Genomic DNA, 17054 nt, shown 5'->3' with positions numbered 1-17054 from the left:
TGCCATGGCCCGAACGGTTCGAAGCAGTGACTTGGGACAAGCTGAAGCAGTCGCTCGGGCTGACGCGGCCCTATTAGTTGGTGAAGCGAGTGTGCCAGATTCCTGACATTCGTGCAGAGCGCAGCATCGATCAAAAAGGGCTCCGAGCCGACCTCAGAGGCGGTGCAGCATCGGCCAATTGGGAGCTGCCGAGCTCGGTCAAGGACGGCCCATTCCTGCCATTCACCTGCCGGTCAGGATACTGCAGTCGCAGCCCGGATTCCGGTCATTCGCTGCATGTGCAAAATTCGGCGTCAGGCTAACTCACAGTTCGCGGGACCTTCCAGACCTTCGCTGCAAGTGCCCCAATGGCCGCTTCGGTCAATACTTCCAAAAACGGTGGTTTTTGGAAGGCTTCAAATGGCAGTTTTTATCCCTTCTTGAATGTTCTGTCGGCAGCAAATACATCAGTAATACCAGTTATGGAGTGAACGACGATGGACAAGCGCCACCGGTAATCCGGCTAACCGCCCTTGATAAGCGCACCGCTTCTGGCGAACTGCGCTCGAAATCCATATTCAATTCCCCCAAGGAAAACCTATGCCCAAACTAACTGGAAAAACCGCCCTCGTGACTGGTGCCGCACGCGGCATCGGTGCTGCCATTGCCCGTGCTTTTGTAAATGAAGGCGGAGAGGTTATTGTCACCGATATCAATGTTGAATGTGGTCAAGCGACCGCTGATTCAATTGGCGCAACCTTTGCTCGCTTAGACGTTGCCTCCGAGGCAGACTGGACCGCTATCGCGGATCAGTTTCCAACTCTTGATGTGCTTGTGAACAATGCTGGCATCACAGGTTTTGAGGGGCCGTTCGACGGCACACCGCCTGCACACGATCCTGAAAACGCACAGCTTGCAGACTGGCACGCCGTCCATGCGGTGAATCTCGATGGCACGTTTCTGGGAAGCCGCTATGCAATCCGTGCCATGCGCGCAAAGGGCGCGGGTTCTATCATCAATATCTCATCGCGCTCGGGGCTTGTTGGGATACCAATGGCCGCGGCCTATGCGTCCTCCAAAGCTGCAATTCGGAACCATACCAAAACTGTCGCACTGTATTGCGCGGGCCAAGGTCTGAATATCCGCTGCAATTCAATCCACCCAGCAGCGATTATGACCCCGATGTGGGAACCGATGCTGGGCGACGGTTCTGATCGAGCGGAACGTGAAGCTGCTATGGTTGCAGACACACCTATGCGACGGTTCGGAGAGCCGGACGAAGTCGCTGCAATCGCTGTTTTGCTGGCCTCCGATGATGCAGCCTACATGACGGGGACAGAACTCACCGTTGATGGAGGTATCCTTGCAGGATCGGCGGCTACACCCCGTAGCTGAAAAACCGAGGGCGGGGATGCTCCCCATCAAGACCCTTCCAAAAACGCTCCTTTTTGGAGCGACTGAAAAAGGGTCTGTTCGCCACTGCCAAAAACCCCATTCAAAACCTAAGTGGTTGTTGAGGGTTTTTGGTTGCTCTCATGATAACGGACATTCGTGCAACCCGCAGCATCGGTCAAAGAGGGCTCTTCGCGGTCGTTAGATCGGTTGCAGAATGTCCAGGCAACGGATCGCGTTGCTTCAGCAAGGACGGCCCATTCCTGCCATTCAACTGCAGATCAATATGCTGCGGTTGCAGCCCGCTTTGCAGACATTCGCCGCGAGAGCTAAATCTGGATGAGATCAAACTCTCACTCTGCGGACTTAGCGTGAATTTGCTGCTGCTGCTCCAATGTCTGCTTTCAATATCTCCGGTCAGCAGGGGGAAGCATCCGACTTCGACTGCAAGCCAAGCCAATCAGCAAAGGCGACAGCCTCGTCGGAGGGATGAACAGGCGTCAGCGCGACGTATCGCTGGCCGGAGGGCCGAAATCCGAACGGGGCGAACAGTCGGCCAGCCGCAAGATCATCCCGGACGAGAACCTCCGGCGCTATCGCGACACCAAGCCCAGCGGTCGCGGCTTCCAGCATGAAGTAAAAATGCTCAAACTCTTGCCCACCTGACGGGATAGGATTTCCGGTCGCGCTGCACCACTCAGCCCACGCCGCAGGCCGGGTCCGCGTGTGAAGTAGAGGTAGAGCCGCCAGGTTCTCCCACATGACCGACCCAGAAGGTTCCAGAAGAGTTGGGCTGAGGACCGGTCCGACTTCATCCGCAAACAATTCAGTCACATTCACTCCGTCCCACGGACCCGGCCCAACTCGAACTGCAACGTCGAAGCGGTCCCGCGCGAAGTCTACTGGCGCGTCATCTGCTGTCATACGCACGTCGATGCAGGGATGCACTTCGCGAAAATTGAAGAGGCGCGGGATGAGCCAGCGCATCGCGAATGTGCTGAGACAGGACAAATCAAGCGTCCGCTTGTCTCGGCGCTGCACCCGCAGAACCGCAGTTTCAATACGGTCGAGAGCGTCCTGAAGGGCGGGCTGAAGATCACGCGCGGCTTGGCTCGGGGTGAGTCTGTTGCGTGGCCCAACAAAGAGCGACACGCCGAGAACTTCCTCAAGCCCTCGGACCTGTCGGCTAACGGCCCCATAGGTCACGCCCAACTCCTCAGCTGCCAGCTTCATCTGGCCATGCCGCATCGTCGCCTCGAAGGCACGAAGGGCGTTGAGGGGGAGCATTCCGCGTTTCATGTGTGCATACCTCACTTACAAGTTGAGAAAACATCGTTTTTAACGTCGAACCGGCAATACTATAAACGGTTATGGCACATGAATACTCATCCCGCTTCGTCGATACCACTATCCCGACTACGATCACCTGGGATCATTTGGCGCTTTGGTATCGAAACCTTGTCACGCGCCGGGCTCTGTCTCGCCTGACTGCGGACGGTCTGCGGGATGTGGGGATCAGCGAAGCGGACCGCGTGATCGAGACCGCCAAGCCGTTCTGGCGCTGACGCATGGAGAACCACGTCTTCGCAGCCGTGCTGGTTGCCGCCTTCCTGCACGCGGGCTGGAACTCGGTCGTCAAGCTCGGGCTGGACCGGGTTTCGACGGTTCTGCTGCTGGCCCTTGTACAGGCACTGATTGCGATTCCCATCTTGCCGTTCGTGCCCAGACCGGCGACGGAGGCGTGGTCCTGGATCGTGGCAGCTGCCGTGCTGCATACGGGATACAAGGTTTTTCTCGTTCAGGCCTACGCCCATGCCGACCTTAGCCAGGCCTACCCTTTGGCGAGAGGCACCGCCCCTCTGATCGTGACGCTGGTATCGGTCACTTTCCTAGGGGTGTCGCTCGATCCGGTTTCTCTCCTCGCCATCCTTTGCATTTCCGCCGGTATACTTGTCATGGCGGCGCGCGGGTCAGCCGATGGCCGAATGCGGGGAAAGGCGCTCTTCTACGCCATGGGAACGGCAGGATTCACGGCCAGCTACACGCTGGTGGACGGAATCGGCGCGCGGATCGCGGGCACATCATCGGGTTTTATCCTCTGGATGGTGATCGGTGATGCGATTGGCATGATTGCATATGCCCTCTGGACGCGGGGACGTTCGGCTCTTCCAGCTATTCTACCCGCATGGAAGACCGGGATCGCAGCTGGAGCTATGTCGCTCGGCTCATACTGGATCGCGGTGTGGGCGTTCACACAGGCTCCGATTGCGCTGGTCGCGGCGCTGCGAGAGTCGAGCATCCTCTTCGCCGTCCTGATCGCAGCATTCGTCGTGCGGGAGCCGGTGAGCGGGTGGCGTTGGTTGTCGGCCTTGGCGATTGCCGGAGGCGTTGCATTGATGAAGGTATGAATTTTCTCGAAAGCGGGCGTTGGTGCAGCGCGCAGCATTCGGTAAAATGGGCTCTGAACAGACCTCGGAGGCAGCGCAGCATCGTGTGATATATTGGCCTAGTCAACGTCGGGTTGTCGTTGTGGGAGGGCATGGCGGATCGGAGGATCAGTCATGGAAACACCAAACCTACCGGCCATTCGCGCACTACGCCCGGCCTGGAACAAGGGTCGCGTCGTTGGTCAGAAACGACCATTGAAACCCAAGCATGTATGGGCGATCCGGGTGCGACTCGAATTGGCAGAGAACCATCGTGACCTCGCACTGTTCAATATGGCGATCGACAGCAAGCTTCGCGGCTGTGACTTGGTGAAGATGAAAGTCGTCGATGTCATGGCGTCTGGTCAGATCAAGGAACGGGCATCGGTACTACAAAGCAAGACACAGAAACCTGTGCGATTTGAGATATCCGAAGGCACACGCGCCTCGGTAGAAAAGTGGATGGAAGATGAGCTCATGGTCGGCTCGGAGTACCTTTGGCCGGGTCGTTTCCATGAACGTCTGCACATCTCGACACGCCAGTATGCGCGGATCGTCCGCGATTGGGTCACGTCGATCGGTCTAGAAGCGAGCGCATATGGCACGCATTCGATGAGGCGAACAAAGGTGACCCAGATCTACAAGAAGACCGGCAACTTGCGGGCGGTTCAGCTTCTGCTCGGTCATACCAAGATGGACAGCACGGTCCGGTACCTGGGCGTCGAACTTGAGGACGCTCTAGCAATCGCTGAGGCCATTGAAATCTAGCAATCGCAGGGTCGCCTTCGCGGGCGGCCCATTCCGGACGTTTAGCGTAGGCCAAAATGCTGCAGCGCCGCTTCCGCAAAGCCGCCATTGGCCAGCAAAGACTTCAGCGCTTCCAAAACAAGCCCGCAATGTAACACTCAAACCGCGCATTTCGAATAAGACGGCCTTGAATTCAGACAAACCCAAACCGATATCATACTCGTAGAAGAAAACCTAAAAATGCCACTATTAACCTTTGTTCAAAGGGGAATTACATTTGGAATTTGTAATACAAAATGCTTTTGAAATCCTTTCAATCCTGATTTCAGCAGGTGCATTGTTGTATGCGGCCCTTGCCTTCCGCACGTCAAAGCAAGCGATCAAAGCTGCTAGAGATTCCGATGTCACGGCTTTGCACTTGAGAGCTCAGGATAGCATCTCAGGCGCAAAGCGTAGCTTGCTGATCCTTCAAGAGGCTTGCCATCAAACGCGACAGGAATGGGACAACCACAGGACCAGGCACTATCCTACACTTGGCAACGGTCTAGGGCGCTCGATGTTCTCTGAACCGAAGGAAACGCAACACATCAGTTCTATTGAGCGTACTGGATTGAAAACGCTTGAAGATCTTCTTTCCTCAACACCCAAGCCTGATGCGTCGGCACCTTCAGAATTGCATCAGTTCATAGCAAGAGCACAGTCCGCGTCCACGCAAATTGAACGGCTTAAATTGGGCCTGGAAGGACCGAAACCGTTTCGGCACTGACGGCCCTGAGCGTGCTTTGTCCAGAGAGTTTTGATACTGCATCACGACCTTTCGAGCCAACCGTTTGCTGCGGGCGCAAACGATTAAGAGAACAAGTCTCCTTGTGGCCGATAAGCGTCTAATTCTGCGTAGTATGGCCGACTAGTTGAGGTTGTAGCCCAAATCCAACGCCAGTTGCCCGTATCCTTGATCGGAATATCCGAATTGATAAGTTTCTGGTGATGCATCCGATTTTTTGGGGCCCGCAATTAACCCAAATTTGTCTCTTATTTGATCTAGGTCCGAATTCTCACTGACTCTAACTAGAACCAAACCTCCCTTTGCCATACTCGACCAGTCGCCTTTCAAGTTCTCAGACAACCATTCTTTCAAAAGGCTATAAGGTGTAGGGAGAGCTTTGCCCTTTTTGTCGAGGATTCTTGCTGCTTTCGGAAGCGACGGACTCACTTTGGTCACGCAGGCAGGTGCGTTTGGATAGGTCTCAACAAATTTGTTCCATATTTTCAGTGGCATATATTTTCTACTCCGCTCTCGAACCGACTTTCAGGCTATCAGAAAATAACAGCGCTGAAAGGGCGCCGTCACCTCAAATCAAGACGGCCCTAACCGGACCTTGCTAGTGTCTTCAATCGCTACGGTGCAGCTTCTTCGGAACAGACACTCATTGTTGGCCCAGTCCAAGGTCACCGATAGAAGAGAAGAGCCTCAGGGCTAGTGCCACCCTGACCTCATTGTGAACTGTATCAAGATCGGCACTAGCATCTGCAGAAAAACCATCCGCAATTGTTTTGAGGTCCTCATATGAGCCGACGCGGGTAGTGCTATTAGTCTCTCGCCGGAGACAAGAATGATGCCTATTGAAGTCGCCTGCCTTGACCATCTGTTGTAGCATTTCGATAACAGGGCTCGGAGAATTCCCTGTCTCAAGCTCTATTGCCTTCCCGATCTGGCTCAGCAAGCCACACACAAAAGCAATGTCAGGCAGTATTCTGATAGAAAAACGCCGAGCGCGGTTAGCGTGTTTTTGGGCAGTTGCTTGCCGGACTACGGGCTGCTCATGTTCGCGGATGAATGCCAAAAGCCAAGTCTCGATCTCGACAAGCGACTTACCTCCACACCACATCTCGATCAATGCCTTTAAGGCACCTAATATGATTAGCGAGCCAGCATCCTTGTCTACCTGATTCGAGTAAGCGCGCCCAAATACGGTCTGCAGCGAAGTGTCCCGCACGAGCAGCGTTAAGTCTGTCGAAGATGTCACACACACATCTAGAAGCCAAGAAACCCAATCGCTGGTTTCAGCTTTGTCGTTTGGCGCCGAACCCATTTGGTTGACAATACGGGCGACTAGTTCAGGTGGAATACCGTTCCGAACAGCTAAGGTTTGTTGCCAAGGAAGCACGGGAGGGTCCTGTAAAGTCGCTGTCGCTGCGGTGAGTGCTATTTGCCGAGACTGAAGCCATGCATCGGCAGAGGCCGTCTCTCGCGATTTTCGCACAAAATATCCGAAAGACCTTCCCGCGATGTCGTCAAAGCCCGATCGACCATCGATTGTGACCGAGGAAAGGCGTCGTATCATTGCCTGAGTCTTGGGGTCAGAACTCGCTGTTGCTTCGACAGCATCCAAGAGTAGTTCGACTGGATCGATAATATCCTGACACGCATCTTTATCAGAAAAAACGATATCCAAAGGATTTTGATGCAGCCCGAAAGAAAGTGTTGAAGGGTCAATTCGGATTGGATTCGCCGGAATAACAATGGCGAGTCCCGTTGCCGAATAAGCAGCGCGCCCGGCGCGACCCATCGCATTCAAAACCTCATGGGGAAGCAAGTCCTTTCTTGGGTTTCCTCCCGGATCATCTTGGGCGCTTCGATCAGTTCCTGCGAGAATTACCACGTCGCAAGGCAAATTGAGGCCTTGAGCGATTGTTGAAGTAGCAGCGATTACCTCCAACCCAAACTGTGCCCCCTCCGGAGCGCGACTCCTGCGAAAGACGGCTTCCATCAATCTTCGTTCTAAAGGTATCAAATCACCATGATGCACACCCGCACGTAACCCCGTCGGTTCATACGTTGCCTCTGAAGATCCAACATCTTTCAGTATCGACGACCGCATTCCTTCTTGATCAGCGGTTAGTGGGATGTCTGCAGCATCCAATTGGTCATTAATGCCGTCGGCAATACTCCCACATGCTGTTGCGTCAGCGCAGAAAACGACCACCCGTTTGCCTTGCGCCGCATAATCAGCCGCGACCTGTGCCGCAATGGCGTTTCTATTTGACGTGTGACGTCCATTAGGTTTGCGTGTCAAAGGCGGAGATGCTGCCGTTAGTCTTCGGACCGCGAGTTTCTCTGGCCTCTCTGGATGCCAACCTGACAAAAGCGAAAACAACCCGAAGGGCTGAACGGGAATCGCATTCTGTGCCTTCTTTGTAAGTAATTTCGCAGTTTCGGCGGCCGAACTTCTGACCTCGGCGTCATCGTATATCACACATGAACGTAACTGACGAGTTGGCTTCCACGGGTCATTGAAGCAGTGGACTGTCTGCCCCGTGGTCGAGCGAAGCCAATTCCTAATTTCCTCTCCGTTTGCGACCATCGCGGAAAGCAGCAGTAGGTCGGCGCTTTGCCTATGGCTCATAAAACTTAACAGAGCCAACATTGCATCGATTGCACGCGAGTTGATTTTGGGTGAGATTTGTGAGTCGTCCGCACTAATCAAGTGAAACTCATCAAAAACAAGCAAGCCTACATTCTCGAAGAGCTCAGGGGCAGAACCCAGCAATGCAAGACATCTCTCTGGGGTCATTACAGAGAGTTGGGGGAGGCGATCCCCAATCTCCTCCAGCAAAGTATCTTCAACGCTTTCTGGATTGATGTCTCCAACTTCACCCGACAGGTCATGCTCCACCTGGTCCACAAGTGCATGGGTCGGCGCGAGATAGACGACACTTTCGTCGGCGCACAAAACAGAGGCAATTTTCAAGACCGACAACGTGGTCTTCCCAGAACCAGTCGGTGTTGTCATCACCATTGAGGCACCACGGTCGAGGTATCCTGTCGCGACTGCGCTCAAGTGGTTGGTCCAAAGAAATGGCCTTTTTTGCACTTGGGGCAGCAACCACTCCTTCCAAGTGGTTGGGTTAGCACCTGAAGGAGCGGGCGTACGAACAAGCATGGCCTGCCTGACTCTGGGCAACAACCTAAGCAACAGCGTAGCCACGTGATGTGGCCCGGCATATTGCTCGTGCATCAGGCCGACGATCCCCTCGGGCAGTTCATTGCCATCTGGCTCCGAAAGTGAAATGACTCGGACCAACTTTTGCTCCAAGTCTTCTAAGGTTTCTGCCTCACCCAGAGCTTCCACAGCAAGACCTTGAATGACCTGAGCACATTCACGGAATAAGAGGTTAGTTGCGTGCTGCCTACTGTCGTCCGCTGCAACCCACTCCCCTTCCAAATTTCGTTCAGAAATCTTCGAGAGTTCACCCTTTGCGAGCTCGCGAATTGAGATTATCAACGCTCGCCGAATTGCATGATCTTCGCCTACTGCGATGAGCTTCGAAGCAGCTTCCGCAGCATCAGCCGCTCGGTCCGCAATCAAGAATAGCAATGTGCTTGCAATGGTGGATGACACTGCGTCGCTAGAAAGCAACGTCGGCCCAACTGCTCGACCTTCGGTTGCACTGGTAATTACCTGATGAGCGCTCGCGGCGACAAATGCTGCCGCTTGTGTCTGTGCTGGCTGCAAGTCAAGAGCAACATAGGCTTCGAACGTGGTTGCCAACCGTCGCACTTTATCAAGAAGAACGTTCCGCCGAACTTCGTCTTCCCCTAAAATTTCGATCCGTATCGTCGCAAGCTCGATGTGGGCTTCTGTTAGCAGTTCACCCAACATCTCGGCTTCAAGCCCTGGAAGATTTGGCGCCGTTCGAATTAAACGTAGTGAGCTCTCGTCAAACATCACCACCCTCCGTTGCCGCACCGATGCTTTGCAACTTCGCAATCACGTCTTGAGCAAGTTGGTGAAGCCCATTTCTAACATCGTCGAAAGGCAGAACCCCGCCAATCCTACTTGATAGTGCCCCCAATGCTACATCATCAAAGCCAGCGACGAGATGGGCAAAATCAGTCGTTCTGCGCTGATCTTCACCTGTGGCTATCGACACACGGAATTGCCGAATTTTCTCCCAAAATATCGCATCAACCGCATCCTCAAGTTCTTCACCTGAAAGACCCGGGACGGCCTTTAGAAGGGTTGTTAGTGCAGTCGATGCCTCATCTTCACGTTCACCGGCGCATATTGATGTGATTTCGTCCCAAACTCCTCCCCTCTTGGTCACCAACCTACGAGGGTCCTGTGACGCCTTATCTTCACACAGAACCACTTTCTGCACTCGTTTCTGTGCGTCATCAAATGCAATAATGAAGCCATCAAAGCCTTTGTCAGCCTGCCGGACATGTGGCGGCGTAAGTATGTCGTTAGGGTTAGCTAATCGAGCAACGACCCAGGACAAGTATTGAAAGAGGTGTCCATCCCTGTGCCAAATCGATACCTTAATACGGTCAGCAGCTTTCTTTCGCTCAACCTCATCGCCATACTGGGACATCTCAATATCGGCGGGCCTTGGGGCGGTGAGCTTTGCAATAGCGTTCGGCAAGACTCTTTCTGTTGAAGAACGCGTCCTCGTTTCCAAAGTATCTATAATGCGTTCGGCGTTTTGTTCTTGTTGTAGATATAGGTATGCTAAAATCGTAACGAGCTGGTCTCTTCTGGCCGGGTCGATTGACCACTCGGTTAGGCTGCATTCAGTTGAGGTGAGTTGAGATTGGGTTACTGGCAAAAATACGCACTCCAAAATTGGTTTTCTAACAATATATGTCCGAACACACCTATAGGGGGAAGCCTGTAGTGTGCGTTCACTCAGTAATAGGTGGATAAGATACGGTCCGTTTTCGCGAAATCAGACTGCGCGATGCCTAGTTGGTCTGAATGTCTGCTAACGCGGAGCGACCTTTGCAATCTCGCGACCGCAGCGAAAGCCCGCTTTCCGCCGATTCTGTGGAAAAACATCGTGTTGCTTGCGCAGAAAGTTGCGCTCTGAAGAGCGCGCGAGCGCCTTTCTGGTCAGGCTTTGCGCGTTTGCTGCGGTGCAGGAAAGATCTTGGCCAATTTGCGGAGGTTTTGGGCGGTGGCGGCGAGCAGGAATTCATCATTTGCACCGCATGGTCCGCGTAGTCGCAGTCGTCCCAGTCCCAGAATGCGTTTGAGATGTGCGAAGAGCATTTCCACCTTTTTCCGTAGCCGCATCGAGATCGCGTATTGCTTGGTCTTTGCGATATCGCGGGCGACCTGTCGGGCGTCTTCATGTTCTTCGCGGGTGATCTTGCGCGCGTCAGCTTTCGGACAACACCTCATCTTCGACGGGCAGGCCTGGCAGGTTTGTTTCAAAGCCTGATACTTGGCGACACCCTTGCCTGTGGGCTTACGGTTCGGATCAGAATAATTGCGCCGGAATTGCTTGAGCGGTTCACCTTCGGGACAGATGTACTGGTTGTTCTCAGGGTCCCATTCAAAATCGGCGCGAGACCAAGTGCCGTCGGTACGACCCGTTTTATCCAACACCGGAATGTGGGGATTGATGTCGCGATCCACGAGCCATCCCAGCATTGGGCCTGACCCATAGGCGCTGTCCGCGATGAGGCGTTCTGGATCAATATTGTGCAGATCTTTGATCCGATCCAACATGGTGCATACCGAACCGACTTCGGCCTGCCGGATCGATCTTGTTCCTTCGACATCCACAATGACGCTATGGTCGGTGTCGATTAAGTAATTGGTCGAATAACTGAAGAACGCTGGGCCTTTACGAGCTGCTGTCCACTGGCTTGCGGGATCAGAGTGAGATGTGAACTTCGGCTCAACCTCGGATGCGGCACCAAAAGCTGCGTTGTCCAAGACATCCAGATACTCCTTTACAGCACGCGGCGCATCGTTCGGATCGATGGCGCTGTGGTCCCAATCATCCTTTGGCGTAGAGTTCTGTTTGTTCGCATCGGCCTCGATCAGGCTGGCATCTGCCGCAAGGCGCTGGCCGCTCACCAGGCCATCTGCGATGCAGCGGGCGACGGTCTTCTCAAACAGATGCCTCAGCAGTTTGCTTTCCCGAAAGCGCCCGTGCCGGTTCTTAGAAAACGTCGAATGGTTTGGCACTGACTCAGACAAATCGAGGCGACAGAACCAGCGATATGCAAGGTTAAGATGCACCTCTTCACACAGCCGACGTTCAGACCGGATACCGAAGCAATAGCCGACCAACAGCATGCGGATTAGCAGTTCAGGGTCAATCGACGGGCGGCCCGTGTGGCTGTAAAACTCGGCCAAATACTGTCTGATGTCGCTCAGGTCGACAAACCGATCAATCGACCGCAGCAAGTGATCTTGCGGGACGTGATCTTCCAGAGAGAACTCATAGAACAAAGCCGCCTGCGCTTCTTGCTTCGGTCCCATCATCGCCAAATCCCCCCAACCAATAAAGGAATTGAATCAGCGAATGGACCCACGATCAAGCAAGAGTTTTTCAACAGAATTCGCCGACGCGCAGAACGGCCACGCCCGCTTTGGGCTGGCTGCGGTCGTTGACAGAGTCCAATTGCAGGCGATCTTGCTGCGGACCTACCGTGGCACCGTTGCACGTCCGCTGTGAGCCCAACCTGTGAATTGGTCAGCATGTGGCGAATGGCCGGTTTCGAGTGATTCAATCACGCAGGCTTCTTCCAGGGCGGCGACACTTTAACGCCGTCGACCCGCACCTCGTTAGCCTCGTTATCCAACACGACCGGATTGTCAAAGACCGTCAAAGTGGGCCTAACGCCAAAGCGACCCTCCATCCAGTCTGCCCACCCATCATTGAACCATGCTTCAGCATCTTCGCGGGTCGCAAATTCATAGATCCCACCACCACCAGCATCGCTATTGAGATAATACTTGCGGAGCAGCCCCTTGACGCCATGAAAAATCTTGGTCGATTCAACTGATTGCTCAATGACGAACTCATGATCACGTTTCGGTTCGTCCAATGGAATCTGTACGAGAGCAATAATCATTTTTGATGATCCCTTCTGTCCTAGGGCGTTCTGAGGCTCCTCAGCCACACCAGCTTTAGCACACAGTTTAGCGGATAGTGGCAATGTCGGCAAAACGATGCCAAACGGACGCATGATGAACGGCAGGTTTGCCCGCACAGTTCCAGTCCGCCACTCGCTAAATTTCGCTATCGCAGCGAAAGTCGGCTCTGACGGGCCGCGCCGCAGCGTACCGACCGGTAGGCGAACGGCAGGTCTGGGCCGTCCTTGACCGAGCTCGGCAGCTCCCAATTGGCCGATGCTGCACCGCCTCTGAGGTCGGCTCGGAGCCCATCCTGTAAGTTCGTTTTTCTCGCTGCGTGCGCTCGCAGCGTGAGAATCGTCGCACTTGCTCGGTTCGCAACGCTGCGGGGCGGACGCGATACCTGCCATTCAGTCATGACGGAGCAAAATTTTGCGTGGCAACGATCAAGTTGCGGAGATAGTGTTGAAAAAGTCTGTTGATCTGATGATCCAGTCCTGATTCACTTGATTTGAGAGTGGAGGACATGGCGATGATGGGTCCGTGCGCGCGCTTTCACACTCACACAGCCCTTCCCTTTTCCCTCAGCTCTCGCCGGAGGAACTTGCCCACGGCGGTCTTGGGCAGTTCCTCGCGGATCTCCAGCACGGTGGGGCGTTTGTAGGGCGTCAAACGATCTCTGCAGAAGGCGCGCAGGTCGGCGAGCGTCAGACTCTGGCCCTCGCGCAGGACGACGAAGGCCGCGACGGCCTCGCCCGCGGTCTCGGAGGGCAGGCCCGCGACGGCGACCTCCAGGATAGCGGGGTGTGCGGCGACGACCTCCTCGACCTCGTTGGGGAAGACGTTGAAGCCCGAGACGATGATCATGTCCTTCTTGCGGTCAACGATCTCGACGGCGCCGTCGGGATGGATCATACCCAAGTCGCCGGTGCGCAAGAGGCCGTCCGACAGGACCTCGGCCGTCGCATCCGGCCGGTTCCAGTAGCCGCGCATCACCTGGGGGCCGCGGATGGCCAATTCGCCCACCTTGCCCTGGGGGACGGGGGCCCCATCGTCAGCGAGCGCGAGCACTACCGTGCCAGGCAGCGGATAGCCGACGTGGCCAGAGAAATCCGCGAGGTCGAGGCGGTTGGCAGTGGCGACGGGCGAGGACTCCGACAGACCCCAGCCCTCGACGATTGCGACGCCCGTGGCGGCCTTCCACCTCTCCGCCACTACGCGCTGCGTAGCCATGCCGCCCGCGATGGCGAAGACAAGGCCTGCCATGTCTACCGATCTGAACTTCGGGTGGTTCAGAAGCGCGTTATAGAGCGTGTTCACCCCTGAGATCATCGTCACCGGGCCCTTGTCGAGCGTGCTGACGAAGCCGCCCACGTCGCGTGGATTGGCGATCAGCAAGCAGGACGCGCCGATGCGCATCATCGTCATAAAGCAGACCGTGAAACCGAAGATATGGTAAAGCGGGAGGGCAGCGGCCATGCGGTGGCCGTCGCGGTCAACGTCGATGCTTGCACGTAGCCAAGCCTCTAACTGAGCCACATTAGCCGAGACAGAAGCATGGGTGAGGACGGCACCCTTGGCGACGCCCGTGGTGCCCCCGGTATACTGGAGAAGCGCGACGTCCTCGGAGGCGGGAGTGATGGCTCGGAATGGCGCTTTGGAGCGTAAGAGCCTGCGGAACGGTATCGCGCCAGGTAGCCGATAGGGCTTCACCGCACGCTTCACACGGCGGCTGACTAGGTTCACGAGATAGCCCTTCGGTCCCATCAGATCGCCAGGCTTGGCCACCACGACATGCTCCAGCCCCATCGCGGTCGGAAACGCCGCCTCGACTACATGGGCGTGGTTCTCCAGCACAATGAGCGCCCGCGCGCCCGCGTCGCGGACCTGATGCTTCAACTCCGATGCGGTATAGAGCGGGTTGACGTTGACGACCACGAAGCCACCCAGCATCGCGCCGAGCATCGATACCGGGCACGTCAGCACGTTGGGCATCATGATCGCGATCCGGTCGCCGGGTCGCAGGCCCAAGTCGGCGAGCGCGGCCGCAACCCGCTCTGCGGCCGCGACCGACTGCGCGAAGGTGAGCGTCGCCCCGAAGCTCTCGTAAGCAGGCCGATCAGGATGCCGGCGCGCCGTCTCGCGGACGATCTCTACGAGGGTGGCGGGCCGGTCCTCCGGCAAATCGGCAGGCACGCCGTCGGGGTAGCTCGCCAGCCAGGGGCGCGTCGCGTTCGTCGGTATGTCAATCCTCGTCATGTCAATCCTCCCAGTTGACGATGGACCTACCTTTATGCCAATATTGAATCGAATTCAATTCGGAGTTTGATATGACGACCAAGATCGGGATGGCTGAGCGCCTGCTGCGCGCGGCGGAGGAAGAGATCGTGGCGAATGGCGGTCATCTGGAAATGCTGCCCGTCGCCAAGCGGGCTGGTGTCTCGGTTGGCAGCGGCTATCACCACTTCGGCTCCAAGGCCGGGCTGCTGGCGGCCGTTGCGGCGCGGTTCTACGGACCGCTGCAAGAGGTGACGCTGGGCGACGCGATCCCGCGCGACCTGCCTTGGGCTGCGCGCGAGCATCGCCGCCTCGCAGCCTTCGTGGCCTACCATCTGGAACGCCGGGCGCTGGCGGTCCTAATCTACGGGGGGCTGTCGAACGCCCCGGAGGTCCTCGACCTGGAGCGCGAGCACATGGCCGCAGTGGTGGAAGCCGGCGCGCGCAACCTCGAGCAGGGGAGCCGCGCGGGCGTCGTGCGCAGCACCGTCCCGCCACGGATGCTCTCCGCCCTTCTAATGGGGGCTCAACGTCAAGCGATCAACTCACTCATCGCGGGAGAGGGCGAGATCGACACCAATGCCGCTGTCCGGGACATCTGGTCCTTCGTGGCGGCCGCTCTCGATCTCGGCCCCGCCGCCCACAATCACGTCACCAAAGGAGGAACATCCCATGTCGGATAACCTAAAGCAGCAGGAGGATCTCGGCCGAGACCTCGCAAAGAAATACAAGGCCCACGTCCCCGGCCCCGAGCGCAAGTCGCCCGAGATCGACGCCGACTGGGAGAAGGTCCAACGAGACGGCTACGTCATCATCAATGACCTGCTCGACGCGGATGAGATCGCGCGCATCCGTTCCGAATGCACGCCGCTCCTCGACAAGAAGGGGCGCAACAGCTTCGAGGGGGCCGACACGCAGCGCGTATACAACGTGCTCGCGAAGACCCGCGCCATAGATAAGCTGGCCACGCACCCCCGTATCCTGGGGTTGATGGACAAGTTCTTCCAGCCAAGCTTCCTCTTAAGCCAGGCGCAGGTCATCAACATTCTGCCCGGCGAGAAGCCGCAAATGCTACATGCCGACGACGGGTTCTACCAAATCCCCCGCCCGCGCCCGCCGCTTGGCGCCGCTACGGTCTGGGCCATCGACGACTTCACCGAGGAGAACGGCGCGACCGTCATCATACCCGGCAGCCATGAATGGGGTGCCGACCGCGCGCCCAAGCCGGAGGAGACCATCCCCGCCGTGATGAAGGCCGGCTCGGTGATCTTCTTCCTAGGCACGACTTGGCACGGGGGTGGGGCCAACCGCTCGGGCGCGGCGCGCTTCGCCGTCACCTGTCAGTATTGCGAGGCCTACATGCGCCAGCAGGAGAATTTCCTTCTGGAGCTCAACCGCGACACCGTCCGGGAGATGTCGCCCGAGCTGCGCGGCCTCGTCGGCTACTCCATCTACGGGCCCTTCATGGGCATGGTCGACGGCAAGCATCCGCTGCGCTTGCTTGAGACCGCGTGAGAGATGGGCCTCGCCGCCTTCGATGACACCCTCTACACGCCGCGACCTCCCTGCCGTAGCGCGTGCTTCAACTGCCCTTATGCCAAAGGAATGACACCCATGGACGGAACCTGGAACATCGAGATGGAAAGCCCACTTGGCCGCAAGGAGGCCTCGCTCGACATCGCCATACAGGGAGACGCGTTGACCGGCATGATGCGTTCCGACGACCTCGGCGAGGCCGAGATGGAGAACGGCCGCGTCGACGGCAACGCCGTTTCCTGGACCGCAGACATTACCAAACCCATGGAAATCAACTTAGAGTTCAACGGAACCGCGACAGGTCATACTATGTCAGGGGACGTCAAGATGGGCGCTTTCGGCGTCTTCCCCTTCACAGCGACGAAGGCCTAACCACGAAAGAAATGGCCCTTCGAATGCATTGGGGGCCATTCCAAACATTTGCCGCAGGGAAACAGACCTTAGTGCAGAGTGCGGCGAACGACAGCATCGTCCCGCGTCTGAGTTGTCGGATCCCGCCGCGGCGAAAGTATGGTTTTGATTCGGGCTAAGTCCACGCCCTCGAACGACTGCTTTGGTGATATTCGCTGCGTCGCAACAACATTTGTGCCGCGCTTGCGAACGGATGCTGCGCCAGCGAAGGCAATAAATCCAATGACGGTTTTGTCCGCGATGCAGTCATCGGACAACCCTTTGACCTCGCAGCCGCAGCGAATGGCTGCAAAGCGGGCTGCGACCGCAGAATTTGGAGCAGTGGTCGAATGACCGCTTCTCTAATTGGGTGTTTGGGTCAAGCTCGTTTTCCTTCTTTCCTTTGGGTCTTTGTCACTCATCCGGGTCACGC

16 protein-coding genes are annotated in these 17054 nt (G+C 56.4%); 9 read left to right on the top strand and 7 right to left on the bottom strand.

What is annotated here, in order from left to right; genetic code table 11:
* The first annotated feature begins 579 nt into the window (after positions 1-579).
* Positions 580-1374 (top strand): SDR family oxidoreductase, encoded by a 795-nt coding sequence (locus tag HRQ87_RS19465; protein ID WP_174140115.1) that lies wholly within the window; start codon positions 580-582, stop codon positions 1372-1374.
* A gap of 414 nt (positions 1375-1788) precedes the next feature.
* On the opposite strand, the gene HRQ87_RS19460 is transcribed toward HRQ87_RS19465, so the two are convergent.
* The gene (locus tag HRQ87_RS19460) at positions 1789-2670 is read right to left on the bottom strand and encodes a LysR substrate-binding domain-containing protein (RefSeq protein WP_174140114.1); all 882 of its coding nucleotides are present in this window, start codon (positions 2668-2670) and stop codon (positions 1789-1791) included.
* Between the two features lie 71 nt (positions 2671-2741).
* Here HRQ87_RS19460 and HRQ87_RS19455 point away from each other — a divergent pair, with 71 nt between their 5' ends.
* The 4 genes from HRQ87_RS19455 (at position 2742) to HRQ87_RS19440 (ending at position 5310) form a co-directional block, all read left to right on the top strand.
* Positions 2742-2936 carry a DUF1127 domain-containing protein gene (locus tag HRQ87_RS19455; protein WP_174140113.1) on the top strand — a complete coding sequence of 65 codons (195 nt, stop codon included), beginning with the start codon at positions 2742-2744 and terminating at the stop codon, positions 2934-2936.
* Positions 2937-2939: 3 nt separating this feature from the next.
* Complete coding sequence (locus HRQ87_RS19450; RefSeq protein WP_174140112.1) at positions 2940-3779, top strand: EamA family transporter; 840 nt, start codon at positions 2940-2942, stop codon at positions 3777-3779.
* A 153-nt stretch (positions 3780-3932) separates the two neighbouring features.
* Positions 3933-4565, top strand: coding sequence for a tyrosine-type recombinase/integrase (locus HRQ87_RS19445; RefSeq protein WP_174140111.1), 633 nt, complete (start codon positions 3933-3935; stop codon positions 4563-4565).
* A 256-nt stretch (positions 4566-4821) separates the two neighbouring features.
* The gene (locus tag HRQ87_RS19440) at positions 4822-5310 is read left to right on the top strand and encodes a hypothetical protein (RefSeq protein WP_174140110.1); all 489 of its coding nucleotides are present in this window, start codon (positions 4822-4824) and stop codon (positions 5308-5310) included.
* A 141-nt stretch (positions 5311-5451) separates the two neighbouring features.
* Here the strand turns inward: HRQ87_RS19440 and HRQ87_RS19435 are convergent, their stop codons facing one another.
* The 4 genes from HRQ87_RS19435 to HRQ87_RS19420 form a co-directional block, all read right to left on the bottom strand.
* Complete coding sequence (locus HRQ87_RS19435) at positions 5452-5823, bottom strand: hypothetical protein (RefSeq protein WP_174140109.1); 372 nt, start codon at positions 5821-5823, stop codon at positions 5452-5454.
* Positions 5824-5971: 148 nt separating this feature from the next.
* Positions 5972-9274 (bottom strand): DEAD/DEAH box helicase, encoded by a 3303-nt coding sequence (locus tag HRQ87_RS19430; RefSeq protein ID WP_174140108.1) that lies wholly within the window; start codon positions 9272-9274, stop codon positions 5972-5974.
* Entirely contained in the window at positions 9267-10154 is an 888-nt protein-coding gene (locus HRQ87_RS19425) for a hypothetical protein (protein ID WP_174140107.1), read from the bottom strand. The genes HRQ87_RS19430 and HRQ87_RS19425 overlap by 8 nt, the downstream gene beginning before the upstream one ends.
* 284 nt (positions 10155-10438) lie before the next feature.
* The gene (locus tag HRQ87_RS19420; RefSeq protein WP_174140106.1) at positions 10439-11824 is read right to left on the bottom strand and encodes a transposase; all 1386 of its coding nucleotides are present in this window, start codon (positions 11822-11824) and stop codon (positions 10439-10441) included.
* Positions 11825-11864: 40 nt separating this feature from the next.
* On the opposite strand from HRQ87_RS19420, the gene HRQ87_RS19415 reads away from it, so the two are divergent.
* A complete protein-coding gene (locus HRQ87_RS19415; protein ID WP_174140105.1) occupies positions 11865-12017 on the top strand; it encodes a hypothetical protein in 153 nt (50 codons plus the stop codon).
* Between the two features lie 55 nt (positions 12018-12072).
* On the opposite strand, the gene HRQ87_RS19410 is transcribed toward HRQ87_RS19415, so the two are convergent.
* On the bottom strand, positions 12073-12555 hold the full coding sequence (locus HRQ87_RS19410) for a hypothetical protein (protein WP_174140104.1): 483 nt from the start codon (positions 12553-12555) through the stop codon (positions 12073-12075).
* A gap of 424 nt (positions 12556-12979) precedes the next feature.
* A complete protein-coding gene (locus HRQ87_RS19405) occupies positions 12980-14677 on the bottom strand; it encodes an AMP-binding protein (RefSeq protein WP_174140103.1) in 1698 nt (565 codons plus the stop codon).
* 71 nt (positions 14678-14748) lie between these two features.
* Here HRQ87_RS19405 and HRQ87_RS19400 point away from each other — a divergent pair, with 71 nt between their 5' ends.
* From HRQ87_RS19400 to HRQ87_RS19390, 3 genes are all read left to right on the top strand, one after another.
* On the top strand, positions 14749-15378 hold the full coding sequence (locus HRQ87_RS19400) for a TetR/AcrR family transcriptional regulator (RefSeq protein ID WP_174140102.1): 630 nt from the start codon (positions 14749-14751) through the stop codon (positions 15376-15378).
* Positions 15368-16210, top strand: a complete 843-nt coding sequence (locus HRQ87_RS19395) for a phytanoyl-CoA dioxygenase family protein (RefSeq protein WP_174140101.1) — start codon at positions 15368-15370, stop codon at positions 16208-16210. Before HRQ87_RS19400 ends, HRQ87_RS19395 begins: the two co-directional genes overlap by 11 nt.
* Positions 16211-16309: 99 nt before the next feature.
* Positions 16310-16603, top strand: coding sequence for a hypothetical protein (locus HRQ87_RS19390; RefSeq protein WP_174140100.1), 294 nt, complete (start codon positions 16310-16312; stop codon positions 16601-16603).
* Positions 16604-17054 lie beyond the last annotated feature (451 nt).

It is taken from the genome of Parasulfitobacter algicola (assembly GCF_013315265.1).
Taxonomy (GTDB): Bacteria; Pseudomonadota; Alphaproteobacteria; order Rhodobacterales; family Rhodobacteraceae; genus Parasulfitobacter; species Parasulfitobacter algicola.
This window is presented reverse-complemented; position numbering and strand designations above follow the sequence as displayed.

Bases quoted from the DNA above. Each gene is read 5' to 3' on its own strand.
- HRQ87_RS19400 (WP_174140102.1), top strand. From the start codon at position 14,749: ATGACGACCAAGATCGGGATGGCTGAGCGCCTGCTGCGCGCGGCGGAG.
- HRQ87_RS19450 (WP_174140112.1), top strand. From the start codon at position 2,940: ATGGAGAACCACGTCTTCGCAGCCGTGCTGGTTGCCGCCTTCCTGCAC.
- HRQ87_RS19420 (WP_174140106.1), bottom strand. From the start codon at position 11,824: ATGATGGGACCGAAGCAAGAAGCGCAGGCGGCTTTGTTCTATGAGTTC.
- HRQ87_RS19465 (WP_174140115.1), top strand. From the start codon at position 580: ATGCCCAAACTAACTGGAAAAACCGCCCTCGTGACTGGTGCCGCACGC.
- HRQ87_RS19460 (WP_174140114.1), bottom strand. From the start codon at position 2,670: ATGAAACGCGGAATGCTCCCCCTCAACGCCCTTCGTGCCTTCGAGGCG.
- HRQ87_RS19435 (WP_174140109.1), bottom strand. From the start codon at position 5,823: ATGCCACTGAAAATATGGAACAAATTTGTTGAGACCTATCCAAACGCA.
- HRQ87_RS19405 (WP_174140103.1), bottom strand. From the start codon at position 14,677: ATGACGAGGATTGACATACCGACGAACGCGACGCGCCCCTGGCTGGCG.
- HRQ87_RS19445 (WP_174140111.1), top strand. From the start codon at position 3,933: ATGGAAACACCAAACCTACCGGCCATTCGCGCACTACGCCCGGCCTGG.
- HRQ87_RS19430 (WP_174140108.1), bottom strand. From the start codon at position 9,274: ATGTTTGACGAGAGCTCACTACGTTTAATTCGAACGGCGCCAAATCTT.
- HRQ87_RS19415 (WP_174140105.1), top strand. From the start codon at position 11,865: ATGGACCCACGATCAAGCAAGAGTTTTTCAACAGAATTCGCCGACGCG.
- HRQ87_RS19390 (WP_174140100.1), top strand. From the start codon at position 16,310: ATGGACGGAACCTGGAACATCGAGATGGAAAGCCCACTTGGCCGCAAG.
- HRQ87_RS19455 (WP_174140113.1), top strand. From the start codon at position 2,742: ATGGCACATGAATACTCATCCCGCTTCGTCGATACCACTATCCCGACT.
- HRQ87_RS19395 (WP_174140101.1), top strand. From the start codon at position 15,368: ATGTCGGATAACCTAAAGCAGCAGGAGGATCTCGGCCGAGACCTCGCA.